Annotated in this window: 23 protein-coding genes and 3 tRNA genes; 8 read left to right on the top strand and 18 right to left on the bottom strand. The window is 59.4% G+C overall.

Annotated elements, in window-relative coordinates; translation table 11 throughout:
- Positions 1-101: 101 nt before the first annotated feature.
- From clpP to AAIS01_RS14290, 5 genes are all read right to left on the bottom strand, one after another.
- Positions 102-743 carry an ATP-dependent Clp endopeptidase proteolytic subunit ClpP gene (gene clpP / locus AAIS01_RS14310; protein WP_003183177.1) on the bottom strand — a complete coding sequence of 214 codons (642 nt, stop codon included), beginning with the start codon at positions 741-743 and terminating at the stop codon, positions 102-104.
- Positions 744-836: 93 nt separating this feature from the next.
- Complete coding sequence (tig, locus tag AAIS01_RS14305; RefSeq protein WP_214914639.1) at positions 837-2147, bottom strand: trigger factor; 1311 nt, start codon at positions 2145-2147, stop codon at positions 837-839.
- Between the two features lie 416 nt (positions 2148-2563).
- A tRNA-Leu gene (locus AAIS01_RS14300) sits at positions 2564-2648 on the bottom strand.
- Positions 2649-2705: 57 nt separating this feature from the next.
- Positions 2706-2781, bottom strand: a tRNA-His gene (locus AAIS01_RS14295).
- 41 nt (positions 2782-2822) lie between these two features.
- A tRNA-Arg gene (locus tag AAIS01_RS14290) sits at positions 2823-2899 on the bottom strand.
- Between the two features lie 282 nt (positions 2900-3181).
- Between AAIS01_RS14290 and folD the strand changes: the two genes are divergently transcribed.
- Together folD and pbpG are read left to right on the top strand one after the other, a co-directional pair.
- Positions 3182-4036, top strand: a complete 855-nt coding sequence (folD, locus tag AAIS01_RS14285; RefSeq protein ID WP_343469486.1) for a bifunctional methylenetetrahydrofolate dehydrogenase/methenyltetrahydrofolate cyclohydrolase FolD — start codon at positions 3182-3184, stop codon at positions 4034-4036.
- Between the two features lie 269 nt (positions 4037-4305).
- Positions 4306-5244, top strand: coding sequence for a D-alanyl-D-alanine endopeptidase (pbpG, locus tag AAIS01_RS14280; protein WP_343469485.1), 939 nt, complete (start codon positions 4306-4308; stop codon positions 5242-5244).
- 45 nt (positions 5245-5289) lie between these two features.
- Here the strand turns inward: pbpG and AAIS01_RS14275 are convergent, their stop codons facing one another.
- Together AAIS01_RS14275 and AAIS01_RS14270 are read right to left on the bottom strand one after the other, a co-directional pair.
- Positions 5290-5493 carry a DUF6021 family protein gene (locus AAIS01_RS14275; protein WP_343469484.1) on the bottom strand — a complete coding sequence of 68 codons (204 nt, stop codon included), beginning with the start codon at positions 5491-5493 and terminating at the stop codon, positions 5290-5292.
- 101 nt (positions 5494-5594) lie between these two features.
- Positions 5595-6272: a peptidase C39 family protein gene (locus AAIS01_RS14270; protein ID WP_343469483.1), complete on the bottom strand. Its 678-nt coding sequence runs from the start codon at positions 6270-6272 to the stop codon at positions 5595-5597.
- A gap of 223 nt (positions 6273-6495) precedes the next feature.
- Here AAIS01_RS14270 and AAIS01_RS14265 point away from each other — a divergent pair, with 223 nt between their 5' ends.
- On the top strand, positions 6496-6663 hold the full coding sequence (locus AAIS01_RS14265; protein WP_214914626.1) for a hypothetical protein: 168 nt from the start codon (positions 6496-6498) through the stop codon (positions 6661-6663).
- Between the two features lie 73 nt (positions 6664-6736).
- On the opposite strand, the gene AAIS01_RS14260 is transcribed toward AAIS01_RS14265, so the two are convergent.
- Together AAIS01_RS14260 and AAIS01_RS14255 are read right to left on the bottom strand one after the other, a co-directional pair.
- Complete coding sequence (locus AAIS01_RS14260) at positions 6737-7486, bottom strand: TerC family protein (protein WP_343469482.1); 750 nt, start codon at positions 7484-7486, stop codon at positions 6737-6739.
- Positions 7487-7514: 28 nt separating this feature from the next.
- Positions 7515-7766: a hypothetical protein gene (locus AAIS01_RS14255; RefSeq protein ID WP_343469481.1), complete on the bottom strand. Its 252-nt coding sequence runs from the start codon at positions 7764-7766 to the stop codon at positions 7515-7517.
- A gap of 135 nt (positions 7767-7901) precedes the next feature.
- Between AAIS01_RS14255 and nhaR the strand changes: the two genes are divergently transcribed.
- A complete protein-coding gene (nhaR, locus tag AAIS01_RS14250) occupies positions 7902-8798 on the top strand; it encodes a transcriptional activator NhaR (RefSeq protein WP_343469480.1) in 897 nt (298 codons plus the stop codon).
- Here the strand turns inward: nhaR and AAIS01_RS14245 are convergent.
- Positions 8795-9952, bottom strand: a complete 1158-nt coding sequence (locus AAIS01_RS14245; RefSeq protein ID WP_343469479.1) for an MFS transporter — start codon at positions 9950-9952, stop codon at positions 8795-8797. The two genes, nhaR and AAIS01_RS14245, sit on opposite strands and share 4 nt — an antisense overlap.
- A gap of 283 nt (positions 9953-10235) precedes the next feature.
- On the opposite strand from AAIS01_RS14245, the gene sstT reads away from it, so the two are divergent.
- Entirely contained in the window at positions 10236-11468 is a 1233-nt protein-coding gene (gene sstT, locus AAIS01_RS14240) for a serine/threonine transporter SstT (RefSeq protein ID WP_343469478.1), read from the top strand.
- A 188-nt stretch (positions 11469-11656) separates the two neighbouring features.
- Here sstT and AAIS01_RS14235 read toward each other — a convergent pair whose 3' ends face one another.
- Entirely contained in the window at positions 11657-12166 is a 510-nt protein-coding gene (locus AAIS01_RS14235) for a DUF1993 domain-containing protein (protein ID WP_092400556.1), read from the bottom strand.
- A 130-nt stretch (positions 12167-12296) separates the two neighbouring features.
- Here AAIS01_RS14235 and AAIS01_RS14230 point away from each other — a divergent pair, with 130 nt between their 5' ends.
- Complete coding sequence (locus AAIS01_RS14230) at positions 12297-12944, top strand: YceH family protein (protein WP_047228508.1); 648 nt, start codon at positions 12297-12299, stop codon at positions 12942-12944.
- 86 nt (positions 12945-13030) lie between these two features.
- On the opposite strand, the gene AAIS01_RS14225 is transcribed toward AAIS01_RS14230, so the two are convergent.
- The gene (locus AAIS01_RS14225; RefSeq protein ID WP_343469477.1) at positions 13031-13852 is read right to left on the bottom strand and encodes a shikimate 5-dehydrogenase; all 822 of its coding nucleotides are present in this window, start codon (positions 13850-13852) and stop codon (positions 13031-13033) included.
- 161 nt (positions 13853-14013) lie between these two features.
- Here AAIS01_RS14225 and AAIS01_RS14220 point away from each other — a divergent pair, with 161 nt between their 5' ends.
- Complete coding sequence (locus tag AAIS01_RS14220; RefSeq protein WP_343469476.1) at positions 14014-14364, top strand: hypothetical protein; 351 nt, start codon at positions 14014-14016, stop codon at positions 14362-14364.
- 102 nt (positions 14365-14466) lie between these two features.
- On the opposite strand, the gene AAIS01_RS14215 is transcribed toward AAIS01_RS14220, so the two are convergent.
- From AAIS01_RS14215 to arsN2, 6 genes are all read right to left on the bottom strand, one after another.
- Positions 14467-15987: a nucleobase:cation symporter-2 family protein gene (locus AAIS01_RS14215; RefSeq protein ID WP_343469475.1), complete on the bottom strand. Its 1521-nt coding sequence runs from the start codon at positions 15985-15987 to the stop codon at positions 14467-14469.
- Between the two features lie 138 nt (positions 15988-16125).
- Positions 16126-16944 (bottom strand): arylamine N-acetyltransferase family protein, encoded by an 819-nt coding sequence (locus AAIS01_RS14210; protein WP_343469474.1) that lies wholly within the window; start codon positions 16942-16944, stop codon positions 16126-16128.
- A gap of 110 nt (positions 16945-17054) precedes the next feature.
- Entirely contained in the window at positions 17055-17849 is a 795-nt protein-coding gene (gene xth, locus AAIS01_RS14205; RefSeq protein WP_343469473.1) for an exodeoxyribonuclease III, read from the bottom strand.
- A 69-nt stretch (positions 17850-17918) separates the two neighbouring features.
- Positions 17919-20495, bottom strand: a complete 2577-nt coding sequence (locus tag AAIS01_RS14200; RefSeq protein WP_343469472.1) for a bifunctional diguanylate cyclase/phosphodiesterase — start codon at positions 20493-20495, stop codon at positions 17919-17921.
- 205 nt (positions 20496-20700) lie between these two features.
- Positions 20701-22269: a sensor domain-containing diguanylate cyclase gene (locus AAIS01_RS14195; RefSeq protein WP_343469471.1), complete on the bottom strand. Its 1569-nt coding sequence runs from the start codon at positions 22267-22269 to the stop codon at positions 20701-20703.
- Between the two features lie 208 nt (positions 22270-22477).
- On the bottom strand, positions 22478-22936 hold the full coding sequence (gene arsN2, locus AAIS01_RS14190) for an arsenic resistance N-acetyltransferase ArsN2 (RefSeq protein WP_343469470.1): 459 nt from the start codon (positions 22934-22936) through the stop codon (positions 22478-22480).
- Positions 22937-23100: 164 nt separating this feature from the next.
- Here arsN2 and AAIS01_RS14185 point away from each other — a divergent pair, with 164 nt between their 5' ends.
- A complete protein-coding gene (locus tag AAIS01_RS14185) occupies positions 23101-24252 on the top strand; it encodes a mechanosensitive ion channel family protein (RefSeq protein ID WP_343469469.1) in 1152 nt (383 codons plus the stop codon).
- Positions 24253-24293 lie beyond the last annotated feature (41 nt).

Genomic DNA, 24293 nt, shown 5'->3' with positions numbered 1-24293 from the left:
GATCCAAATCCGATAGGCTTGCAACACAAGATGAAGGCAATTGCGGGCTTTTTCAAGCCCGCAGGCGGCCGGTCATCCCAACCACCTGCATTTTGAGCGGCTTAGGCAGGCATTTGACGCTTGTTGATCACGGAGTCGATCAGGCCATATTCGGCCGCACGCTCAGCGCTCATGAAGTTGTCACGCTCGGTGTCGCGCTCAATGGTTTCGAGGCTTTGGCCGGTGTGATGGGCCAGCAACGAGTTCAAGCGCGAACGAATGTGGAGGATTTCCTTGGCATGAATGTCGATATCCGACGCCTGCCCCTGGAAACCACCCAATGGCTGGTGAATCATCATGCGCGAATTAGGCAGGCAGTGACGCTTGCCCGCAGCGCCACCGGCGAGCAGGAATGCGCCCATGCTGCAGGCCTGGCCGATGCAGATGGTGGAAACGTCGGGCTTGATGAACTGCATGGTGTCGTAGATCGACATGCCAGCCGTCACCGAGCCGCCCGGTGAGTTGATGTACAGATGGATATCCTTGTCCGGGTTTTCCGCTTCAAGGAACAACAGTTGCGCCGCAACCAGGTTGGCCATGTAGTCTTCAACGGGGCCGATCAGGAAGATGACGCGTTCCTTGAGCAGACGCGAGTAGATGTCATAAGCACGTTCGCCACGGGCAGACTGCTCGATAACCATCGGGACCAGGCCGCCTGCGGCTTGGATGTCAGAGCTCTGCTGATAAAAAGAATTGCGGGACATGTCTCGCAGTCACTCCCAAATAGTTATGTCTTGAATACGCATAAGCCAGCGCGAAGGCTGGCTTATGGGTGTGTATTTCTTACCGCAGAACGATCAATCGGCTTGTGGAGCTTCCACCGGCTTGACCGCTTCTTCGTAAGAGACCGCTTTATCGGTCACGCTAGCTTTCTGCAGAACAGTATCCACAACTTGTTCTTCCAGCACAACCGAACGGACTTCGTTCATCTGCTGGTCGTTCTTGTAGTACCAGGACACGACTTGCTCAGGCTCTTGGTAGGCCGAAGCCATTTCCTGGATCAGCTCGCGCACGCGGGCTTCGTCAGGCTTGAGTTCGAACTGCTTGACCACTTCAGCAACGATCAGGCCCAGCACAACGCGGCGCTTGGCTTGTTCTTCGAACAGCTCAGCTGGCAGCTGGTCCGGCTTGATGTTGCCGCCGAACTGTTGAACAGCCTGCACACGCAGACGGTTCACTTCGTTGTCCAGCAAAGCCTTTGGCACTTCGATCGGGTTGGAGGCCAGCAGACCGTCCATGACCTGGTTCTTGACCTTGGATTTGATCGCCTGGCGCAGTTCACGCTCCATGTTCTTGCGAACTTCGGCGCGGAAACCTTCCAGACCGGTTTCCTTGATGCCGAACTGGGCGAAGAACTCTTCGTTCAGTTCTGGCAGTTTCGGCTCGGAAACGCTGTTGACGGTCACGGTGAACTCGGCGGCTTTGCCAGCCAGGTCCAGGTTCTGATAGTCCTCAGGGAAGGTCAGGTTCAGAACGCGCTCTTCACCCGCCTTGGCGCCCACCAGGCCATCTTCGAAGCCAGGGATCATGCGGCCAGAACCCAGTACCAACTGAGTAGCCTTGGCGGAACCACCGGCGAACACTTCACCGTCGACCTTGCCGACGAAATCGATGTTCAGTTGATCTTCGTTCTGGGCAGCACGATCGGCCACTTCGAAACGGGTGTTCTGCTTGCGCAGGATGTCCAGCATCTTGTCCAGGTCGGCATCCGAAACATCAGCACTCAGACGCTCGACAGCGATGGACTCGAAACCGGCAACCGTAAACTCAGGGAAGACTTCGAACGTGGCGACGAATTCCAGGTCCTTGCCCTTTTCCAGCACTTTAGGCTCGACGGACGGGGCGCCGGCCGGGTTCAGCTTCTGCTCGACGACCGCTTCGTAGAACGAAGACTGGATCACATCACCCACGGCTTCCTGGCGTGCGTCAGCTTCATAACGCTGACGGATCACGCTCATGGGCACTTTGCCTGGGCGGAAACCTGGGATTTTGGCCTTTTGGGCAGTCTGCTGCAGACGCTTGTTGACCTGAGTCTCGATGCGCTCAGCCGGCACGGTGATGCTCATGCGGCGCTCAAGAGCAGAAGTATTTTCAACAGAAACTTGCATGGATATTCCTCGTTGCACAGACGTTGGCCGGGCGTTTCCGACCCCAGAATCAAGGGCATGCATTCTAGTAGGTCAAACTCAAGAAGTCACCCTACTGAAAAAGGGCTGGAAACAGGCGCCGAATTTAGGAGCGGACATACGGTCATGCCTCACCCGGATTGCAAATACAGTCGATCATCGCAAGGCTCTGGGTCAATGCTTCTATATATAGAAGCAGCAAACCCGCACGCCCGGCATCCGGACTCGCGAGGAGACCGACGGCATGCCGCGCATCATCAGGAAACACAATCGCGACGACCCGAGCACCCCGCACACCCCCGAACCGGGGCCGGTGATACACAAAACCGCGAATACAAAAACGGCGCAGCCCTCTTCAGGTACTGCGCCGTTCTCTGCTATTTAAATAGCGACTTGTATGGTGCGGACGGAGAGACTCGAACTCTCACACCTTGCGGCGCTGGAACCTAAATCCAGTGTGTCTACCAATTCCACCACATCCGCGTATCAAGCTTTTAAAGCAAAGGCGCCAGATTGTTAATCTGGCGCCTTTCTAGAATATGGGGTGGACGATGGGGATCGAACCCACGACAACGGGAGTCACAATCCCGTGCTCTACCAACTGAGCTACGCCCACCATATTGCCTTGTTGCCTTACTTGTGCCAAAGCTGCCTAATTGGCGCACCCGGCAGGACTCGAACCTGCGACCATCCGCTTAGAAGGCGGATGCTCTATCCAGCTGAGCTACGGGCGCCTTTTTAATCTGTATTCTTGGACGATTACAAACTAAGTGCTTTCAGTGTTACCGAGTTAAAAACAACTAACTCCGCTTCACCTTCTTAACCAGTGCTAGGCTGTGCCCGACAAGTGCGACGAATGTTATAGACGGCCTGATAGGTCGTCAACTCTTTTTTAAAAAAAATTCATTTAATTAAAGGGGTTAGGGGAATTTGCAGACCAAGCGCCTTTGCCCTCACGCCTCGGCATGCGAGAATGCGTTCTCTTTTTTTCCCCTCTCGATGGTTAACCACGCGCAATGACTGCACAACTTATCGACGGCAAATCGATCGCCGCCAGCCTGCGCCAGCAGATCGCCCAACGAGTCACCGAGCGCCGCCAGCAAGGCCTGCGCACGCCCGGTCTTGCGGTGATCCTGGTCGGCAGCGATCCTGCCTCTCAGGTTTATGTCTCGCACAAGCGTAAAGACTGTGAAGAGGTCGGCTTCCTTTCCCAGGCCTACGACCTGCCTTCCGAAACCACTCAGCAAGCGTTGGCTGATCTGATTGATCGCCTGAACGACGACCCGAACATCGATGGCGTTCTGCTCCAACTGCCCCTGCCTGAACACCTCGACGCCTCCAGACTGCTGGAGCGTATCCGCCCGGACAAAGATGTCGACGGCTTCCATCCTTATAATGTCGGCCGCCTGGCCCAGCGTATCCCGCTGCTGCGCCCCTGCACCCCCAAAGGCATCATGACGCTGCTGGAAAGCACTGGCGTGGACCTTTACGGTCTCGATGCCGTGGTTGTTGGCGCGTCCAACATCGTTGGCCGTCCGATGGCCATGGAGTTGCTGCTGGCCGGCTGCACCGTCACCGTGACCCATCGCTTTACCAAGGACCTGGCTGGTCACGTCGGCCGCGCCGACCTGGTAGTAGTTGCCGCCGGCAAGCCCGGCCTGGTAAAGGGCGAGTGGATCAAGGAAGGCGCCATCGTCATTGACGTGGGTATCAACCGCCAGGATGACGGCAAACTGGTCGGCGACGTGATCTACGAAACCGCCCTGCCCCGTGCAGGCTGGATTACTCCGGTCCCTGGCGGTGTAGGTCCGATGACCCGCGCCTGCCTGCTGGAAAACACCTTGTATGCGGCGGAGACCCTGCATAGCTGATACGCCTTTTCAGCCCAGTTCCAAACCCTGTGGGAGCGCGCCCCCCTCGCGATAGCCTTGTATCAGCCCTCATCATTGTTGACTGACACACCGCCATCGCGAGCAGGCTCGCTCCCACAGGTGTTTACGGCCCCTTCATTAAACTTTATTTAATCGCAAGCCCCGGCGGTACAGGCGTATAGCGCTGTCGTCGCCCATACTCATAAAATGCAGCGCTTTTTAACAAGCCATTGCTGCACGGCACCTTCAACTCTATCGAGTCTACTCGCGTGAAAATCCGTCTTTCGATCCTCAGCCTGCTCATCGCTTTCACAGGCACCTTCATCACGCAAAATGTCGACGCGCGGGAAACCATCGCCACCCCCCGAGACACCTCAAAACTGCAAGTCGCCTCGGGCAGTGCGATCCTGCTGGACTTGCAGACGAATAAAGTCGTTTATGCCAGCAATCCCGACGTAGTGGTGCCCATCGCTTCGGTGACCAAATTGATGACCGGTCTGATCGTGCTGGATGCCAAGCAGGATCTGAATGAATACATCTCCATGACCATCGCCAATACACCGGAGATGAAAGGTGTATTTTCCCGGGTCAAGCTCAACAGCGAACTGTCACGCCGGGACGTGTTACTGATCGCCCTGATGTCATCGGAAAACCGCGCCGCCGCCAGCCTCGCCCACCACTACCCGGGCGGTTACGCAGCGTTCATCGCGGCCATGAACGCCAAGGCCAAGGCGCTGGGCATGAGCAGCACCCACTATGTCGAGCCCACAGGCCTGTCGATTCACAACGTTTCCACCGCCCGTGACCTGACCAAGCTGCTGATCGCGGCCCGCAAATATCCATTGCTGAGCGAACTGAGTACCACCAAGGAAAAGACCGTAACCTTCCGCAAACCGGTTTATAGCCTGGGCTTTCGCAATACCGACCACTTGGTCCACAAGGCCGGCTGGGACATCCAACTGACCAAGACCGGCTTTACCAATCAGGCCGGCCACTGCCTGGTACTGGTGACGAAAATGAGCAATCGACCGATGGCGCTGGTGGTGCTGGATGCGTTTGGCAAATACACCCACTTCGCCGACGCCAGCCGGATCCGTAGCTGGGTGGAAACCGGCAAAAGCGCCAGCGTCCCTGCCGCAGCCCTTCAATACAAGGCGGCCAAGAACCTCAAGAGTCGCCAAACCGGCGTAGTCGAGGCGTCCAACTAATTAATCTGGCAAACAAAGCCCCGAATCAACGGGGCTTTGTTTTATTCAAGGCTTTAGGTCACCCAGCGGATCATACGCCTTGGATCCGGGTTCCTCCTGCTCGTCGTCTTCATCCAAAGGCGCCTTGGCGGGGCCGATCGGATCGACTTGAGGGTCACCCAGATCCGGCGAGTCGGGATCAAACCCCAGATCATCGCCGCTAGAGTGTTCGGAAGAATGTGGCCCCGTAGGTGTTTTCGACTGTGCCATGCTTCTCTCCTCGCAATCATGGGCCGGATATTCCAGCCCTGATGTTAGGAGCCTCTGGCATAAGGCGTGGTGCCCGACAGGTGACGAACGGAGGCCTGAAGTCAGTGTGCGGCGCTCAGGGCTTGAGTGGCCCGAGCCGCTGCCTGTTCCTGCCCTGCCCCGGCCAGTTCGCCCGCAGCTTTCAGCCAGCGCTGGGAGTCGACGTTGGCCGGGAGCTGCGTAGGTCGCTGGACCAACACCGCCCAGCCGCCCGCATCTTTGAGAGCCGACTCAAACCCACTGAAGCTCATCAGCAGCCGCCGGTTCATCCCCGATCGCAGCAAGACCGTCTGCTTTTGGCGGTCATAACCGACGAGAATGCTGTACCTGGGCCCAGACCAGAAGGTCGACCCCTGCGTATAGCGCACCAGCACCGGATAACCCGCTGCGACTTGCTCCAACAGTGCCGGCAGCTCGCTGTCGAGGGGGTACACCACCAACCCATACTCGCGCGCCAGGGTCTGCAGGTTCTGCTGCAAATGAGCTTCGCCTTCCGGCAGATGCAGAGGCTTCTCCAGCAGCCCCGGCGTAATCACCGTGCCTTGCAGCGTCAAGAGGCTGGCCAGCGACTGGGGCCCGCCCTGGTACATCTCGCCACGAAAGAACGGCACGCTGTTGAGTTCGACCCGCTCGGGCAGGCGCTGAATCTGCGGCGACACACTCCCTGCGCAACCCGCCAGGGCTGTCAGGCAGGCCGTCACCAGCACCAGTGATCGAAAAGAGGAAATTACCGGCAACATTAGGACTCTCTTGTTAAGGCACCCGACATCGGGCCAGGCAAGGGCCGTCGATCATAAGGCGCAGACAGACGTGGGTATAGCCTTAAACAACAGTCCCACCGCAGCGATAGAACGAACCGGTCCGTCTGTCGTCAGTACCGATCGACTCCCTGCAACACTTTAGCGACTAGACTGTCCATTGTAACGAGTGCGTCGCCCTGAACTTGGGCAGAAGGAGGCACAGATGAGCCTGACCACAACTATTCTGATGCTGATATTCGGCTGGTTAAGCGTCGCCACAGCCATGCTGTGGGGCGTTTTGCGCATTGCACGCCGCCATCATCCAGCTCCCTCACCCACGCGGGCGGAAAAAGCGCCAAAACCGGCCAGGCGCCACGCAGCCGCACACTGACCCTCCCGTCCGCCGTTCAATAATCAAAAAAGCCGCCCGGGCATCGACCCGGGCGGCTTTTGACTGTCTGCAATCAGGCTTTTTCGGCCAAGGCCTTCTGCTGACGACGACGCGACATCATGTTCAACACCTCGATCGCTGCCGAGAACGCCATGGCTGCGTAGATGTAACCCTTGGGCACATGAGCACCAAAGCCTTCGGCGATCAGCGTCATGCCGATCATGATCAGGAAGCCCAGCGCCAGCATGACCACCGTCGGGTTGTCATTGATGAACTTGGCCAGCGGTTCGGCCGCCAGCAACATCACCAGCACCGAGATCACGACGGCGATGATCATGATCGGCAGGTGCTCGGTCATGCCCACCGCAGTAATGATGCTGTCGATGGAAAACACCAGGTCCAGCATCAGGATCTGACCGATCGCAGCGGCAAAGCCGAGGGTCACGCCGGAGGTGGCGGATTTGGGATCATCCGGCGCCGGGTCCATGCTGTGATGGATCTCGGTGGTGGCTTTCCACAGCAGGAACAGGCCACCGGCGATCAGGATCATGTCCTTCCAGGAGAACGCCTGGCCGAGGATTTCGATAACCGGCTCAGTCAACTGCACGATGAAAGCAATGGTACTCAACAAGCCCAGACGCAGGATCAGTGCCATGCCAATGCCGATACGCCGCGCCTTGGCGCGGTGCTGTTCAGGCAATTTATTGGTCAGGATCGAAATGAAGATCAGGTTATCGATGCCCAGCACGATTTCCATGACGACCAAAGTCGCCAGCGCGATCCATGCAGTGGGGCTGGCAGCGAGTTGTAAAAGATAATCCATGGGTCAGTCCTGACTCGATATGACGGGGTTAGAGGGTTTGGGTGGAGGTTTCGGATTCTTCAGCCTCATCCGCCGGCTTCTTCTTGGGGCTGATCAACCCGCCGGTAGCCTCGCTGATAGCCTGTTCCGCAGCCTTATGCGTGTCATCGATAGCCTGCTTGGCCGTTTCGGCTGCTTGCCCCATCAACTGCTGGGCACTTTTTTCGGCCTGTTCACAGCCAACGAGGGCTAGTGTAGACACTGCCAACAAGGCCGCAAAACCCAGGGTTTTGTACGTCATGGATAAATGCCTCTCAGGGTTAAACAGAGCACCAAAGGTGGCTCACCGATGGCCCGGCATTCTAGAGAGTGGGATACTTCAGGAAAATTCGTATTTTCAGCGGTTATACTTCGAGTTTTACGAATCGGCGAACCCATGCTTAATTACCGACAGTTGCATTACTTCTGGGTGGTGGCCAAAACCGGCAGCATCGTGCGGGCCTGCGAGCAACTGAACCTGACACCACAAACCATCAGCGGGCAGATTTCTCTGCTCGAGCAAACCTTCAACATCAAGTTGTTTCGCCGCGTCGGGCGACAGCTGGAACTGACCGAGGCCGGCCGCCAGACGCTGCCCTATGCCGAACACATGTTCCAGTTGGGCGGCGAACTGGAATTGATGCTCCGGGCCCAACCCAACGAACAGCAAACGCTTTTCCGAGTCGGGGTGGCCGATGTGGTGCCCAAGTCCATCGTCTATCGGCTGCTGGCGCCGACCATGGAGCTCAGTGAGCCGCTGCGCATCACCTGCCGCGAAGACAAACTCGAGCGGCTGTTGGCCGACCTGGCGATCCAGCGGTTGGACCTGGTGATTTCCGACAGCCCGATGCCGACCCACCTGGACATCAAGGGCTATAGCCAGAAGTTGGGGGAGTGTGGAATCAGCTTCTTTGCCACCGCTGCGCTGGCCGAGCGCTACGGGCAGGATTTTCCCCGCAGTCTGCAGGATGCCCCACTGCTGATTCCCGGTGCCGAAACCGTGGTACGCAGCCGCTTGCAGCGCTGGTTCGCCGAGCAACAGATCCAGCCACGCATCGTTGGCGAATTCGACGACAGCGCGCTGATGCAGGCCTTTGGGCAATCAGGCAGCGGAATTTTCATCGGCCCTAGCGTGATCGCCGAAGAAGTTCAGCGCCAGTACAACGTACAGGTGATCGGCCAGACCGATGCCGTCAGCGAGTCGTTCTATGCCATCTCCGTGGAGCGCAAGGTCAGCCACCCCGGCATCGTCGCCATCGCCGAAGGCGCGCGACGCGAGCTGTTCAGCGCTTAGCCCTGCGCGCAGGCGGCACGGGGCTTGAAGGTCATCAGCCACAACGCCAGCAGGATCGATATGAGGATGAATCCGGACGCGGCAAAACCAAGGCTACCCAAGCCCAGGGTATCGATGACGCGTCCACCGACCATCGCCCCCAGGCCAATTCCCAGGTTGGCCCCGGCAATGTTCAGCGATGCGGCAAAGGCGGGAGCCTCAGGCGCGGCCTTCATCAGCCGTACATGGCTGACCAGGAACAGAGCCGCCTGGGTCACACCCCAGATGCCCATCGCTGCCGCCAGCCCAACGGTGGAATGAATGCTCGGCACCAGCGCCACCATGCCGCCGATCATGAACAGACAAAACACCATCGAGGCGATCAATGGGTGCCGGTCCACCGCGCGCCCGCCCAAGGAGTTGCCCACCAGCCCCACGGCCCCGAAGCCCATCAGGCACCAGCCCACCAGCGTGCCGTCGAACCCGGCCAGGCGCTCGAGGATGTCGGCCAGGTAGGTGTACGCGGTGAACATGCCGCTGAACACCAGGATCGACAGCAGCACATGGCCCTGCATCAAAGGGCTGCGCAAGATCTTGAGTTGCGAACGCAAACTGACTTGACGCTGGTGCAGATTGGTTTTGGGCAGGTAGATGAACAGCAGCAAAGCCTTGGCGAACGCAATGAACGCCAGGATCGCAAAGGCGCTGCGCCAGCCGAACGCATCAGAAATCAGCGTGCCTACCGGAATACCGAACACCGTGGCACAGACGATGCCGAACCCGATCCGGGCGATGGCCCGCCCGGCAAACTGCGGCCCAACAATGTCCACTGCCGTCTCACTGGCCAATGCCCAGAACACCGGTAGCCCCAGCGCTGGGATCAATCGGGCGATGGCCATTACGCCGATATTGGGCGCCAGAGCCGCCAGTGTGTTGGCCAGGCCAAACATCACCAACACGCTGATAAACAGCTTGCGCCGCTCAAAGCGGGCGAACCAGGCGGTCAGAAACGGCCCGAATGCCGCCACGGTAAATGCAAACAGCGTCACCAGCAGCCCGGCCTGGGCAATCGAAACTTGCAGGTCGCGGGCAATGGATGGCAACAGGCCGACGATGATGAATTCGGTGGTCAGCACTGTAAAACCAGCCGCCGACAACAGAAAAACAGACAACATGCAGAGCTCCAGCGAAACAACGACACCAGCGTCAGCCCAGAAGGGCCGCTGGCAGAGTAGAAAGGGGATTGGCCCAAAGCCTAACAGAATGTGCCCCTCAGACAAACGCGCGTGAACGCCCAAGCGACGGATCGTCACAGGTCCGTCAGATTTTTCAACCGGCTGTGATAAAGTCCGCGGCCTGCAAACGCCGTACTTTCTTTTCGGTCCCGCTCATGTGGCCTGCCCGCTTGTTGCCCTGAGGGGTCGACCGTTGCACACAAAAAAAATCAGAGATGCCGTTATGACTGCTTTGTCCCCTTCCGTTCTACACCGCCTCAAACGCACCGGCCTGGTGACGCAAATCGTCATCGGTCTGATCGCCGGCATCATCCTGGCGTGGCTGGCGCCGGACCTTGCCAAGTCCACCGCCTTCATCGGCAAGGTCTTTGTGTCAGCGCTCAAGGCCGTGGCACCGATCCTGGTGTTCGTGCTGGTCATGGCGTCGATCGCCAACCACAAGCACGGTCAGGAAACCCATATCCGGCCCATTCTCTTCCTGTACCTGCTCGGCACTTTTGCAGCCGCAGTGGTCGCGGTGGTTGCCAGTACCCTGTTTCCGTCCAGCCTTGTCCTGGTGTCCCATGACGTCGCCGTCACCGCCCCCGGCGGCATCAGCGAAGTACTGCAGAGTTTGATGCTCAGTGTGGTGGACAATCCGGTCAGCGCCCTGATGAATGCCAACTTCATCGGTATTCTGGCCTGGGCCATCGGCATGGGCATTGCCATTCGCCATGCTGGCGAAACCACCCGTACCGTGCTCGGGGACCTGTCCAACGGCGTGACGGTGATCGTGCGCGTGGTGATCTGCTTCGCCCCGCTGGGGATCTTCGGCCTGGTGGCTTCTACCCTGGCAACCTCAGGTTTCAGCGCATTGCTGGGCTACCTTCACCTGTTGACCGTGCTGATTGGCTGCATGCTGTTCGTGGCGCTGGTGATGAATCCGCTCATCGTGTTCTGGAAGCTGCGTCGTAACCCGTACCCACTGGTCTTCACCTGCCTGCGCGAGAGCGGCATCACCGCGTTCTTCACCCGCAGTTCGGCGGCGAATATCCCGGTCAACCTGGAACTGAGCAAACGCCTGGGCCTGCACGAAGACACCTATTCGGTATCGATCCCGCTGGGCGCGACCATCAACATGGCCGGTGCCGCCATTACCATCACCGTACTGACCCTGGCGGCGGTGCATACCCTGGGTATCGTGGTGGACGTGCCGACAGCCGTGCTGCTGAGCGTGGTCGCGGCCATTTGTGCCTGCGGCGCGTCCGGAGTGGCCGGTGGTTCGCTGTTGCTGATTCCCCTGGCCTGCAGCCTGTTCGGCATTCCCAGCGACATTGCCATGCAGGTGGTCGCCGTGGGCTTCATTATCGGTGTCCTGCAGGATTCGGCGGAGACTGCGCTCAACTCCTCTACCGATGTGCTGTTCACCGCGGCGGCTTGCTTGGGTGAGGAAGAAAAGCGCGAGCGTACGGCGTAACAAATGTGTTGCCTGTACGGACGTCATCGCGAGCAAGCTCGCTCCCACAGGTTTTGGGCACACACAAAGCCCATGTGGGAGCGAGCCTGCTCGCGATAGCGGTGGTACATCCGCCGCCGATCTAACAAACAAACACCAAAAAGCCCGGGACGGCCCACACCGTCCCGGGCTTTTTCTTACTCGCGGGTTTAGAACGCGCCCATGTAGTCGCGCTTGCCCACTTCCACGCCATTGTGGCGCAGCAGTGCATAGGTGGTGGTGACGTGGAAGAAGAACTGCGGCAGACCATAGGTCAGCAGGTAGTTCTGCCCGGTGAAGCGTTTTTCCTTCGGCGTGCCCGGACGGGTGACGATTTCGATGCCTTCCTTGCCATCGATCTGCTCGGGGCTGATACCGTCGATGAACGCCAATACCTTAGCGATCAGGGCTTGCAGTTCGGCGAAAGTGGTTTCGCTGTCGTCATATTTTGGCACTTCAAGTTCCGCCAGGCGCGCGGATACACCTTTGGCAAAATCCACTGCGATCTGCACCTGGCGTACCAGCGGGAACATGTCCGGGTACAGACGGGCTTGCAGGAACGCGTTCGGGTCGATGTTTTTCGCAGTGGCGTGGGCTTCAGCCTTGTTCAGGACATCACTCAGGGCGTTGAGCATCTGCTTGAAAACCGGGATGGAAGCGGCGTACAGGGAAATAGTCATGGCGATCTCATGCAGGTGGCAGGAAAGGACAAATCAAACGGGTGCGATTATAGCCACGCCTTATTGCACAGCTTGTCTTTTATTGCGCAAGGATTAGGCTAGGCGGCTTCCACAGCAGAGGGAACGCGCGATGAGTATCGAAGAACAAAGCCCGGCCGAAGAACCGCGGCTCAACAGCACGGAAATCCGCATTCTCGGCGCGCTGGTCGAAAAGCAGGCTACCAACCCTGAGACCTACCCGCTGACGCTCAATGCCCTGGTACTGGCCTGCAACCAGAAGACCAGCCGTGAGCCGGTCATGAACCTCAACCCGGGCCAGGTCGGCCAGAGCCTGCGTGCGCTGGAAGGTCGCGGCTTTACCAAACTGGTGATGGGCAGCCGCGCCGACCGTTGGGAGCATCGGGTCGACAAAGCCCTGGAGCTGGTGCCGGCCCAGGTGATTCTGATGGGTTTGCTGTTCTTGCGCGGCCCGCAGACAGTCAATGAACTGCTGACCCGTAGCGGCCGGATGCACGACTTCGAAGACACTGAACAGGTGGTGCATCAGCTTGAACGGCTGATCGCCCGTGGCTTGGCGCTGTTGGTACCGCGCCAGCCCGGCCAGCGGGAAGACCGCTATATGCACGCCATGGGCGACCCGGCGGATATCGAAGCGATCCTCGCCGCCCGCCAGCATCCCGTGGAGCGTGGTGCCGGCAGCGGCGTGTCACTGGAGCGCATCGAAGAACTCGAAGCGCGGATCGCCGCACTGGAGGAGCGTCTGGCCAGACTGGAATAGCCTTGTAGGAGCTGTCGAGCGCAACGAGGCTGCGATCTTGTTCCGGACAATTGAGTCGAGCGCGAAAGATCAAAGTCCAAAGATCGCTACACAGCCCGGGCGAACGCCACGGCTTTGTCGAACTGCTCCGCGCTCGGCCGCACGCCGGTGTACAGGACAAACTGTTCCAGGGCCTGGATCGCAATCACTTCGAGCCCAGTGATGACCCGTTTGCCCTCGGCCTGGGCACGCACGATCAGCGGTGTTTGCGACGGAATCGCCACCACATCGAACACGGTTTCGGCGCCTGCAATCGCATCGGGTTCGAACGCCAACTGGTCGGCTTCCGGGCCGCCGGTCATGCCGATCGGCGTGACATTGATCAGCATCTGCGGCCGTCGCTCCCCCAGTTCAGCCTGCCACTCGTAGCCCAACGCGCTGGCCAGGGCTTGCCCGGCGGTTTCATTGCGGGCAACGATCAAACCGTTTTTATAGCCGCCGTCGCGCAAAGCGCTGGCCACCGCCTTGGCCATGCCGCCGCTGCCGCGCAAGGCAAAGGTGGAGTCCTTGGGCACAGCATGGGTTTTCAACAATTGGGCAATAGCAATGTAGTCGGTGTTGTAAGCCTTTAAATGGCCGTTACTGTTGACGATGGTGTTGATGGACTGGATTGCAGCAGCCGAGGGATCCAGTTCATCGACCAGGGCAATGCAGGCCTCCTTGAACGGCATCGACACCCCGCATCCACGGATGCCCAAGGCCCGAATACCGCCGATGGCACCGGGCAGGTCCTGGCTGCTAAACGCCTTGTAGTAGAAGTTCAGCCCCAGTTGCTCATACAAGTGATTATGAAAGCGCAGGCCGAAATTCCCGGGGCGGCCCGATAGCGACATGCAAAGCTGGGTGTCTTTGTCAGGATTGATCTGCATGCGTGACTCCTTGTAGTAAATAAACCGCTACAGACCTTACACAATATTTACCCAACGGCACGGCAAATTCTGGAAAAATCGCGGTCATAGCAAGTATCCCCGCGACCCTCATCCGGGTCTGTAGCAGACCACAGGCGCCGGGGCCGAAACGAGGAATCGTTATGAACCGTCAACTTCCCATCATCGCCCTGCTCATGGGGGCACTCGCGGTCACCGGCCAGGCATCCGCCCATGGTCGAGGTGGTTGGGAGGGGCCCGCCGTGTTTGGTGCAATCGTTGGTTCGGCCATCGTCGGCTCGGCGATCATCAACCGTGATCGTCCGGTTTACGTGCAGCAACCGGTCTACGTCCAGCCACAACCGGTTTATGTACAGCAGCCGCCACCGGTCTACTACCAGCCACAGCCGGTCTACATCGAGCGACCTGTCTACTATCGCCCGGCCCCGGTGTATTACGGGCCACCACGGGGCTATTACTACGGCCCACCTCGTGGTCATCACGGGCGCTGGTAACCCGTCTCCGAGGCATAAAGAAAGGCCTGTGATCGAGGATCACAGGCCTTTCTTTTGAGAGACATGAAAGCGAGCAAGCGCGCTCGCCGCGGCTGTCATGGGTTAGACATGCTCACTGCTTTTCAGTCGTACCGGGCCATGCTCTACCGGTGCATGGACAGCTTCCGCCACCACGGGAATCTCGTTGCCATCGCAATCGTGCAGCTTGCCGTCACTGAAGTAGTCGCCTTCCCGCAGCGCCGCCAGATCCTGGTAGCGCAACACCCGCTCGGTACCGGCGGCGAATACGGACTGCTGATCCGAGTTGCCCTGAGTGAAGTGATTGAAGGCCAGGTTCAGCACGATGGCCATGATCGCCGAAGAACTGATGCCCGAATGGAAGATCGTCGCGAACCAGCTCGGGAACTGATCGTAGAAATTCGGTGCGGCGATGGGAATCATGCCGAAACCGATGGAGGTGGCGACGATGATCAGGTTGACGTTGTTGCGGTAGTCGACCTTCGACAGCGTCCGGATGCCGCTCGCCGCCACGGTGCCAAACAGCACGATACCGGCACCGCCCAGCACCGAGGTCGGCACCGCCGCGATCACTCGGCCCATGAACGGCAGCAGGCCCAGCACCACCAGAAATACCCCACCGGTGGCCACCACGAAGCGGCTCTTGATCCCCGTCACCGCCACCAGCCCGACATTCTGGGCAAAGGCGCTCTGGGTGAAAGAGCCAAAGATCGGCGCGATCATGCTCGACAGCATATCGGCCCGCAGGCCGTTGCCCAGACGCCTGGAGTCGACTTTGGTGTCGATGATCTCGCCCACCGCGAGGATATCGGCGGACGTTTCCACCAATGTCACCATGATCACGATGCACATCGACAGAATGGCCGCGACATGAAAAGTCGGCATGCCGAAGTGGAAGGGGGTGGGGAAGCCGAACATCGGGCCCTGGCTGACGGATGAGAAGTCCGCCATGCCCAGGAATACGGCAATGACGGTGCCAATGACCATTGCCAGCAGAATCGACAGCCGCGAGATCGTCGCGCTGCCCATTTTGCTCAGCAGCAACACCAGGACCAGAGTGACGGCGGCCAAACCGATATTGGCCATGCTGCCGAAATCGGCGGCGTGGCTGTTGCCCCCCATCGCCCAGCGTGCCGCGACCGGCATCAAGGTCAGACCAATGGTGGTGATGACGATGCCGGTAACCAGCGGTGGAAAGAACCGGGTGATTCGCGAGAACACCGGGGTAATCAGCAAGCCGATCAAGGACGCGGCGATCACCGCGCCGAGGATGGCCTGGAATCCCCCTTCTCCGCCGCTGCCGACGATCGCCACCATGGTCGCAACCCCGGAAAACGAAACGCCCTGCACAAGGGGTAACTGACAGCCGAAAAATGGCAGGCCAAGGGTTTGCAACAATGTTGCCAGCCCTCCCGCAAACAATGACGCCGCGATCAACAGGCCGATGTCCGCCGGTGACAACCCGGCGGCCTGACCGATGATCAGTGGCACAGCGACGATGCCACCGTACATGGTCAACACATGTTGCAGGCCGTAAGCCATATTCGCGCCGACGCCAAGGTTTTCGTCCTCGGGCCGTGGGAGTGAAACATGGGGCGTTTTCATGGTTCGGGAGTTCCCTGTTTTTTGTTATGCGCACACTGTATTCAAAACTTAGGACAAATGTCCATAGAGTTGTATACAACTTATTGCGCACTCCCCTCCTCTCCCGCGCTTCCTTCCGCCCCCTGCTCCCTGACTTCGCTACAGAAGCCCGACCACTGCGGGCCGTAAAAGCTCACGGGGCGGTACGCGCAGACCAAACTCGTTTTCCAGCAAGTCGATCAGTTCGTCGGCGTCGGTGATTGTCCGGCGCTCGCTCTGCTCGCCTATCCGATGCAAGGCATAGCTGTTGCCGTTGAGGGTCTTGCGCAATCCATCACCGGTGCGAGCCACCATCAACCGGCCCATGAACGGCGACTCGGGGTGGTTGCTGACATACCAATTGCCAACGATGTAGTCGATGTCTTCCTGGCGCTGCAGATCGAACAGGTACATCGGCCGCCATTCGCCGGCCACGCAGGCACGCAGCAGATAACCGTCTGGGTGAGTCTCGATACGATAGGGTTCGTGGGGAGTGGCCTGGGTATCACGACTGTCCAGCAGCAGCGGCGCGGTAGGCACCATGCCACCGAAGCCGACATCGGTGGTGTATCGCACCCCATCAAGCGTCACCAGGCTGAGGCGGTGGGTGCGGGCCGGCCAGGCACCTTCGGGGGCATTCATCACCACCCGCCCGGTGATGCCTCGGGCTTCGAAGCCCAGCTCCAGGAGCAACGCCAGGAACAATTGATTGAGCTCATAGCAGTAGCCGCCGCGGCCTTGCTCGAAGACTTTTCGCTCCACTGATTCGAGGTCAATGGGCACGGGTTGGCCCAGCAGCGTTGAAAGGGTTTCAAAGGGGAACTCTGCGGTATGGCGTCGTTGAAGCTGACGCAAGGTGTCGAGGGTCGGGGCTGGCGGTTTGTCGAAGCCCAGGCGTTGCAGATAACGGCCCGAGTCGGTCAGTCGGGTTTGGCTCATGAGGGTGTCCTTTCCTGTCCAGTGCAGGGCTTACAAAAAGCACGCTGCTGGGGGTCAGATATAAGGTATTCCCCTTTGCGAGACAATAACCGGCCGGGAGATCTCGTCCGTCACCGACGTTTTCGCGAAGCGAGCCGGATCCAGGTGGGGGCATGGTCGCTGGGGTGCGGTTGATTCCTGACCCATGCGTCCACGCCCGCCTCGCTCAGGTACGCACTGGCCGCTGGGTTGAGCAGCAGGTGATCGATGCGCAGCCCGGCGTTCTTCTGCCAGTGCTGACGGAAATAATCCCAGAAGGTGTACACCCGCTCGTCCGGGTACAGATGGCGCAACGAATCGGTCCAGCCCTGGTCGAGCAGCCGCTGATAGCACTCGCGGCTTTCAGGTTGCAGCAGTGCATCCTTGAGCCAGGAACGCGGGTTGTAGATGTCCATGTCGGTGGGCACCACGTTGTAATCGCCCGCCAGCACCACCGGATGATCACTGGCCTGCAGCTCCTGGGCATAAGCGATCAGCCGTTCGAACCAGGCCAGCTTGTAATCGAATTTCGGTCCAGGCTGTGGATTGCCGTTAGGCAGATAAAGACACCCCACCAGTACACCATGCACCGCTGCCTCCAGATAACGACTGTGGCGGTCATCATCGCCGCCGGGCAAACCACGGCGGCTCTCCAGCGGTTGCGCATCACGGGCCAGGATCGCAACGCCATTCCAGGATGCCTGGCCGTGCCAGAGCGATCCATACCCGGCCGATTCCAGCTGTGCAGCGGGAAAATCCTTGTCCGCGGCCTTGAGTTCCTGCAAGCAGACAATGTCGGGTTTCTCCCGCTCCAGCCACTCCAGCAGATTGGGCAGTCGGGCCCGAATGCCATTGATATTGAAGGTTGCTATGCGCAGTTTTTTCATCAGGCCAGAGCTCCAGAACCAGGACACTAGCTGTGACCGACAAGCCACCGTGGTGGTTGCAACGGACGTTCACGAACCGGTTTTCGGCAACGGCCGGCCGCTCTCGAGCAAATTAGCAAACGCCTGTTTGTCGATCGGTCGACTGAGGAAATAGCCCTGCACTTCGTGACATTGGTCCGTACCCAGCGAGCCCAATTGCGCGAGGGTTTCCACGCCTTCAGCCGTAACGGTCAAGCCCATGGCCTTGCCCAGGTTGATGATCGCCTGCACCACCGCGCGATCGTTGCTGCTGTTGCTCATGGACGCAATGAAGCGCTTGTCGATCTTGATGCCGTCGAAGGGATAGGTACGCAGATAGCCAAGTGACGAATAGCCGGTACCGAAATCATCCATGTTCAAGCGCACGCCCAGCTCCTTCAGGGCATTCATGACTTGGAGGGCACCGTCCACATCGTTGAGCATCACGTTTTCGGTGATCTCAAGCTCCAGGCGACTCGCCGGGAAACGGGTGTCGATCAATACCTGCCGCACATCCTGCACCACATCGCTGCGCTCGAATTGCGCGGGCGACAGGTTGACCGAGACCATCAGTTCACCCGGCCAGGTCAACGCGGTTTCACAGGCCTCGCGCAACACCCAACGCGACAGCGGGACAATCAGCTCGGTTTGCTCGGCCAAAGGAATGAACGCGTCGGGGCCCAGCAAGCCCTGGGTCGGATGCTGCCAGCGAACCAACGCCTCGACGGCCACGATCTCGCGGCCATCGACTTTGTAGCGCGGCTGGAAATGCAGGACGAACTCATTGTTCTTCACGGCCTGACGCAAGTCGCTTTCCAGTTGCCGTCGATGCTGGATTTGATCGTTCATCTGCGAGGCAAAATAGCACCAGGTTTTCTTACCCTCGGACTTGGCCTGGTACAAGGCAATATCGGCGCAACGGATCAACTCTCCCGGCACATAACCCTGGCGACGGCTGACGGCAATGCCGATGCTGGCACCAATGTGCAACGCATGGGTTTCGTAATGGATCGGTTGCTGCAGGCTTTCGATCAGTCGCCCACAGAACCGATCGATCTCGGTGCTGTTCTCCATCCCGCTGAGCACCACCACGAACTCATCGCCCCCCAACCGCGCCACCAGGTCCTGCTCGCGCGTACTGTCGCGCAGACGCTGGGCTACTTCCAGCAGCACCGCGTCGCCGGCCGGGTGACCGAGTGAATCGTTGATCGGTTTGAAATTGTCCAGGTCCACCATCAGCAGCGTCAACGGCGCCGCATGCTCCTTGGCCGCCAGCGCATCATCCAGATGCCGCGCCAGCTTGTTGCGGTTCGGCAAGCCCGTCAGCGCATCGTGCAGCGACAGATGCTGTACCTGGGCATGAGCGGCCACTTCGTCGGTGATGTCACTGGCAGTGCCGCGATAACCCACCACCTGCGCCTTGTTGTAGATCGGCCGCGCCGACACTCGACAGAAGCGCAGTTGCCCGGAATGATCGCGGTAGGAACAGCGCAGGTTGCTGGCGCTCTGTTCTTCCGTCAGCTTGCCCAGCCACAAGGCGATCGGGGTCGTGTCGCAATACAACAGCTGTTCGAGGTCCTGGCCCAGCCACTGCTGATCGGAGAACCCGGTGACCGTGTTGAAACGTCCCGACAGATAAGTGATGTGCTGCCGCTCGTCAATTTCCCAGATCCAGTCGGAAGCGGCCTCGGCCACGGCCCGAAAACGTTCTTCGCTGGCTTCAAGGGCCTGGGTCGACATTTCCAGGCTGTCGTAGCTGGCATCCACATGCCGCGCGGTGCGCATTGCATAGCGAAAAAAGTAAGCGGTCAATAGCGCCAGAATCAACAACGCGCCGCCCAGGGGCGGTATCAGCGACCAGAGCAATTGCTGGCCCGGCCGCTCCAGCCGCGACACCAGGCTGTAACCGGTACTGTCCAGTGGCACGGCTGCCTGCCCGGGTTGCAGCGCCGTGTCTTGCTTGAGCGTCAGATCGGTCAGCCCGTAACTTTTCCCCAGTTTGCGGAGCTTGACCGGGGTCAACTGGTCGACGAACAGCAGGACCGATGTCCCCTTGGATTCGACCTGGGGGCGCTCGTCATTGGGAAGAATCACTGACGCGGTGACAATGGCGGGCCAGCCTTCGAACAGCGTGTAACGAACCGCAGACACGGTCAGATCGGGTTGATCCTGAAGCTGCGCCACCAGACCGGCCAGGGGCAGGTTCATGTAAGCCGCCGCATCCCCCTGGACATTCTGCCCGCGTACCACCGCGTACTTGGTGCGCTCCCGGTCAATGACAAACACGCCCTCGTATTCATCGTTGGTGAAGAGCGTCTTGCCCATATTCTGTTCGGTGTAGGCCCATCGCACATCGACCTCACCGTTGAGGTGCTCATAGGCCGTGGTCCAGTAGGTATAACTGGCGATGTAGTTTTTCGAGGCAGTGATACGGTTCTCGAGGGCTCGCTCCGTATAGAAATGGGTCTTGCGCGCATCCTGCGTGTCCAGCTCATGGGCGATATTGAACAGCGCAGCAACGGCCACCAGCACACCCAGGACAAACAGGCCGGCGACGGCCACCACCAGACGACGGGTGATGGGGGTGTGACGCGTGGTATGTGCAGGGGTATCGGCAGCGCTATCCATTGACCTGCTCCTGTCCTTTCGACGCTGGCTTCGACGTGCAAGAACAGGCAGCGCCCAGCTTCCTTCACGCCCTCGACCTCAGCACCCACTGCCGGAACAGTTGGCAAGCCCCCGGGTTAGAAGACAGGGCCTGCACATCATTGCCATTTCGCGGGCCAAGTGCCTGAACAGTGGACCGCGACAACCCGCCGATGATTCCACGATCTCAACGATCCGAGCGCGCCAGCGCATCAAACCCGTCTCCCATCGATAGCGCCGCCACCCGATTGCGACCGCTGTGCTTGGCCTGATAAAGCGCCGCGTCGGCCCGCTGGAGGAACACTTCAATGCTGTCCAGACTGCTGGGCACAAACGCGTAGCAGCCCAGGCTCACCGTCAGGTAGCCGGTAGGAGAGCCGGCGTGGGTGATGTGTTGTTCGATAACGCTACGGCGGATCTGCTCGGCCAGGGCCAAGGCCCCTTGCAGGTTGGTATCGGGCAGCAGCACAGCGAATTCTTCGCCGCCATAACGCACGGCGAGGTCAGCCTTGCGATGAACGCAACCTTTGAGCACCTTCGCCATTTCTGCCAGGCAATGATCCCCGGCCACGTGTCCATAGGTGTCGTTGTAACGCTTGAAAAAATCGATATCGAGCATGATCAGGCTCAATGGGCTGCGCTGGCGGGCGCCGCGGCCGAACTCGATGTCCAGGGCCCGCTCGAACAGCCGACGGTTCGCAAGCCCGGTCAGGCTGTCATGGGTGGCAATCAGCTCCAACGCTTCCTGGGCCTTGCGCAGGTCGGCTTCGATCCTTTCGCTGTTGCGCACCTGACGCACGAACACCCAGCCGAACAGGCAGATGCCCAACACCACCAATGCCACGATGAGACTGGATTTGAAGGCCCTGTCGTGCCAACCCGCCAGGATCGCCTGTTCGGACATCGCGGCGGTGACCACCAGCGGATAGGCTTGCAAATGCTGGTGATCATAGAGTCTGAGGACGCCATCGGCGGCGGAACGGATGGTCGCGGTGCCGGTGTCGCTGTACGGCTCATGCTGAAAGACGGGTTCCTGGGCCAGGGATCGACCGATTTTCGCCTCATCGAAGGGCCGCCGGGCCAGCAAGGTCCCGTCGGACAAGGCCAGAACCATTTCATCCTTGTCATCGAGGCTGAAGCTTTCGAAGAATTGATCGAAGTACGACATCTTGATCCCGGCCAGCAATACGCCTTGGAAATTGCCGTCCCGATCATTCAGGCGCCGTGACACCGGGATGATCCACTCGCCATTTTGTCGACTGCGGATAGCCGGCCCGACATGGGCGATGAGCGCGGTGTTCTGCTGGTGGAAAGTAAAGTAGTCCCGATCTGCTACCCCCGGCCCTCGGTGCAGTTCTTCAAAGGACGTAATGACCCACTGACCGTGCTTGTCGAACAGAAACAGGCCATGCAATTGCTCCAGTGACTGCACGCGCCGGGCGAAGGTTTTCTGCAGGCGTGGTTGCAGCGCCGGACCGAAACCATCGCTTTCTATCCAGTCCGCGAGGGAGGTCAGGACCAGGTCCGTCTGCTGGAACGTGTCCTGGGCCTGCTGGGCCATGGCCCGGGTAAGGTTGGCCGAGGCGACGCGTGCCGACTCCAGGTCATAGCGACGAGACTGCTCCAGCTGCAAATAAAGCAAGCCACACAGACACAGGCAGACCGCTGCGATAAACGCCACCGCTGCCTTGAGCAACGGCAGGCGCTTGAGGGCACCGCCCGGAACATGGAACGGATCGAAATGGGGGATAGGCAAGCGAATTCCTGAGGGGGGCAAAGCATGAGCGAAACCCTCAAAGCCCCCAATATTCGTGAGCTTAGCCTACCGCTTGGGGGGGCGGCAATTTGCCGGTGTGGCGTAGCCGATGGGTGGCTCAATGGATCCAAAAACCTGCCCATCACCCTGTCGAATTCGCCCATCCAGGCAGGGTTGATTTGAGTCCAGGAATTAGCCGCACAGGCCACTAAATGAGGCGTTTGCTCAGGTAGGTCGCCGAGGCCGGGCACAAGGACTTGAATTGGGCTGTTTGGCTGATCGGCATCGGCGCCAGCGAACGGTCACGCGCCTTATATCCCTGGGCGACAAAAAACGCGGCGGCACTGTCAGTGAGCAGGTGAAGGCGTTCCACGCCCTGGTTTTTCGCAAAGTCTTCCAGAGCGACCAGCATCGCTGCACCTATACCGCGCCCCCGCAGTCCCTCAGGGACCACCAGCGAACGTAACAATCGGTCCGCGCCCTCCCCCTCGATCCCGCCAAACGCCGCCTGAGCGTCTGCTTGCCTGAAACTGAAAAAACGTCGGCCCTGCTGGTTCAGGTCGTCCACTGGCAGCCCCGCCAGGATCAGCGCCTGGCGCAACGGCTCCAACGCCTCATTACTCAGTTCGGTCATGTGCATGGCATTGCTCTGACAGAGGTTCTGCATAGAAAACTACGCCGCCAGCACCCTCGTATGCAACTGCTCGCGGAGAACAAAATTGAACGGCCCGCGCTTTGCGCGAACTAACCAGGTTCATGCCTTGCCCAGGCTCTCACGCCACAGTCGGCAGGGCCAAAACCTGAACAGCAATGGCACAGGTGACCGTTCACATGGACTCAAGCTCTCTCCAATTTCTTACCGACACCCAATTGCTGGGCATCTCCATCGCCAACTGGCTCCTGGCCCTGGGGGTGATGGTGGTGAGTTTTACCATCGTCAGGGCCGGCATCGGCTTGTTGTTGAGAAAAGTGCGGGGCCGGGCACAGAAACCCGACGCTTACGTCAGCCACATCGCCGTCGAAGTACTGTCCAGCACCAGCAATACGCTGGTGTTACTGGCCTCCATCCTTATTGGCGTCGGTGTATTGGACCTGCCAGAGCGTTGGCTCGACCGGGTCAGCAGCCTCTGGTTCGTGGTCGCAGCGTTGCAAGTAGGGCTGTGGGCCAATCGGGCAATCGCCCTGGCGTTGCTGCATTACTTCGCCCGCCATAGCCATTCCGACATCCATCAGAAAAGTGCCTTGGCCACCCTGAGCCTGTGGGGCGCAAAGGTGTTTCTCTGGGCCGTGGTGCTCCTGGCGATGCTCTCCAACCTGGGCGTGAACATCACCGCCTTTATCGCCAGCCTTGGGGTCGGGGGGATCGCCGTGGCGCTGGCGGTGCAGAACATTCTCGGTGATTTGTTCGCCTCGCTGTCCATCGCCGTGGACAAACCGTTCGAGGTCGGCGACTTCATTGTCGTGGGTTCACTGGCCGGCACCGTGGAACATGTCGGTTTGAAAACCACGCGGATCCGCAGCCTGGGTGGCGAGCAAATCGTGATGGCCAATGCCGGAATGATCAGCACCACCATCCAGAACTACAAACGGCTTCAGGAGCGACGCATCGTCTTTGAATTCGCCCTGCCCCATGACTGCTCGACAGAACAGCTAAGGCAAGTGCCAGTTATTGTCGAAAACATCATCAAGGCCCAGGAAAAGACCCGCTTCGACCGCTCGCACTTTCGCGGCTTTGGCGAGAGCGCACTGGAATTCGAAACGGTGTACATCGTGCTGGACCCCAGCTACAACGTTTACATGGATGTCCAACAGGCGATCAACCTGGGCATGATGGAAGAATTCGCCAGAATCGGTGTGCGGTTCGCGATCCCGGCGCGTACCGTTCATGTCGCTTCGCTACCTGATGCACCGGGGCAAACGTCCAAGGACAGCGGTCACAAGACCTCGCTGGAGGCCGCGCCTGAGTATCGATCGCAGCATTAATATCCAATCTCACAGTCAGCACTTGCCCTGTGGGAGCGAAG

It is taken from the genome of Pseudomonas halotolerans, assembly GCF_039581215.1.
Classification (GTDB): domain Bacteria; phylum Pseudomonadota; class Gammaproteobacteria; order Pseudomonadales; family Pseudomonadaceae; genus Aquipseudomonas; species Aquipseudomonas tehranensis.
The sequence above is the reverse complement of the archived record's forward strand: the minus strand, read 5'-3'. Positions and strand labels throughout refer to the sequence as shown.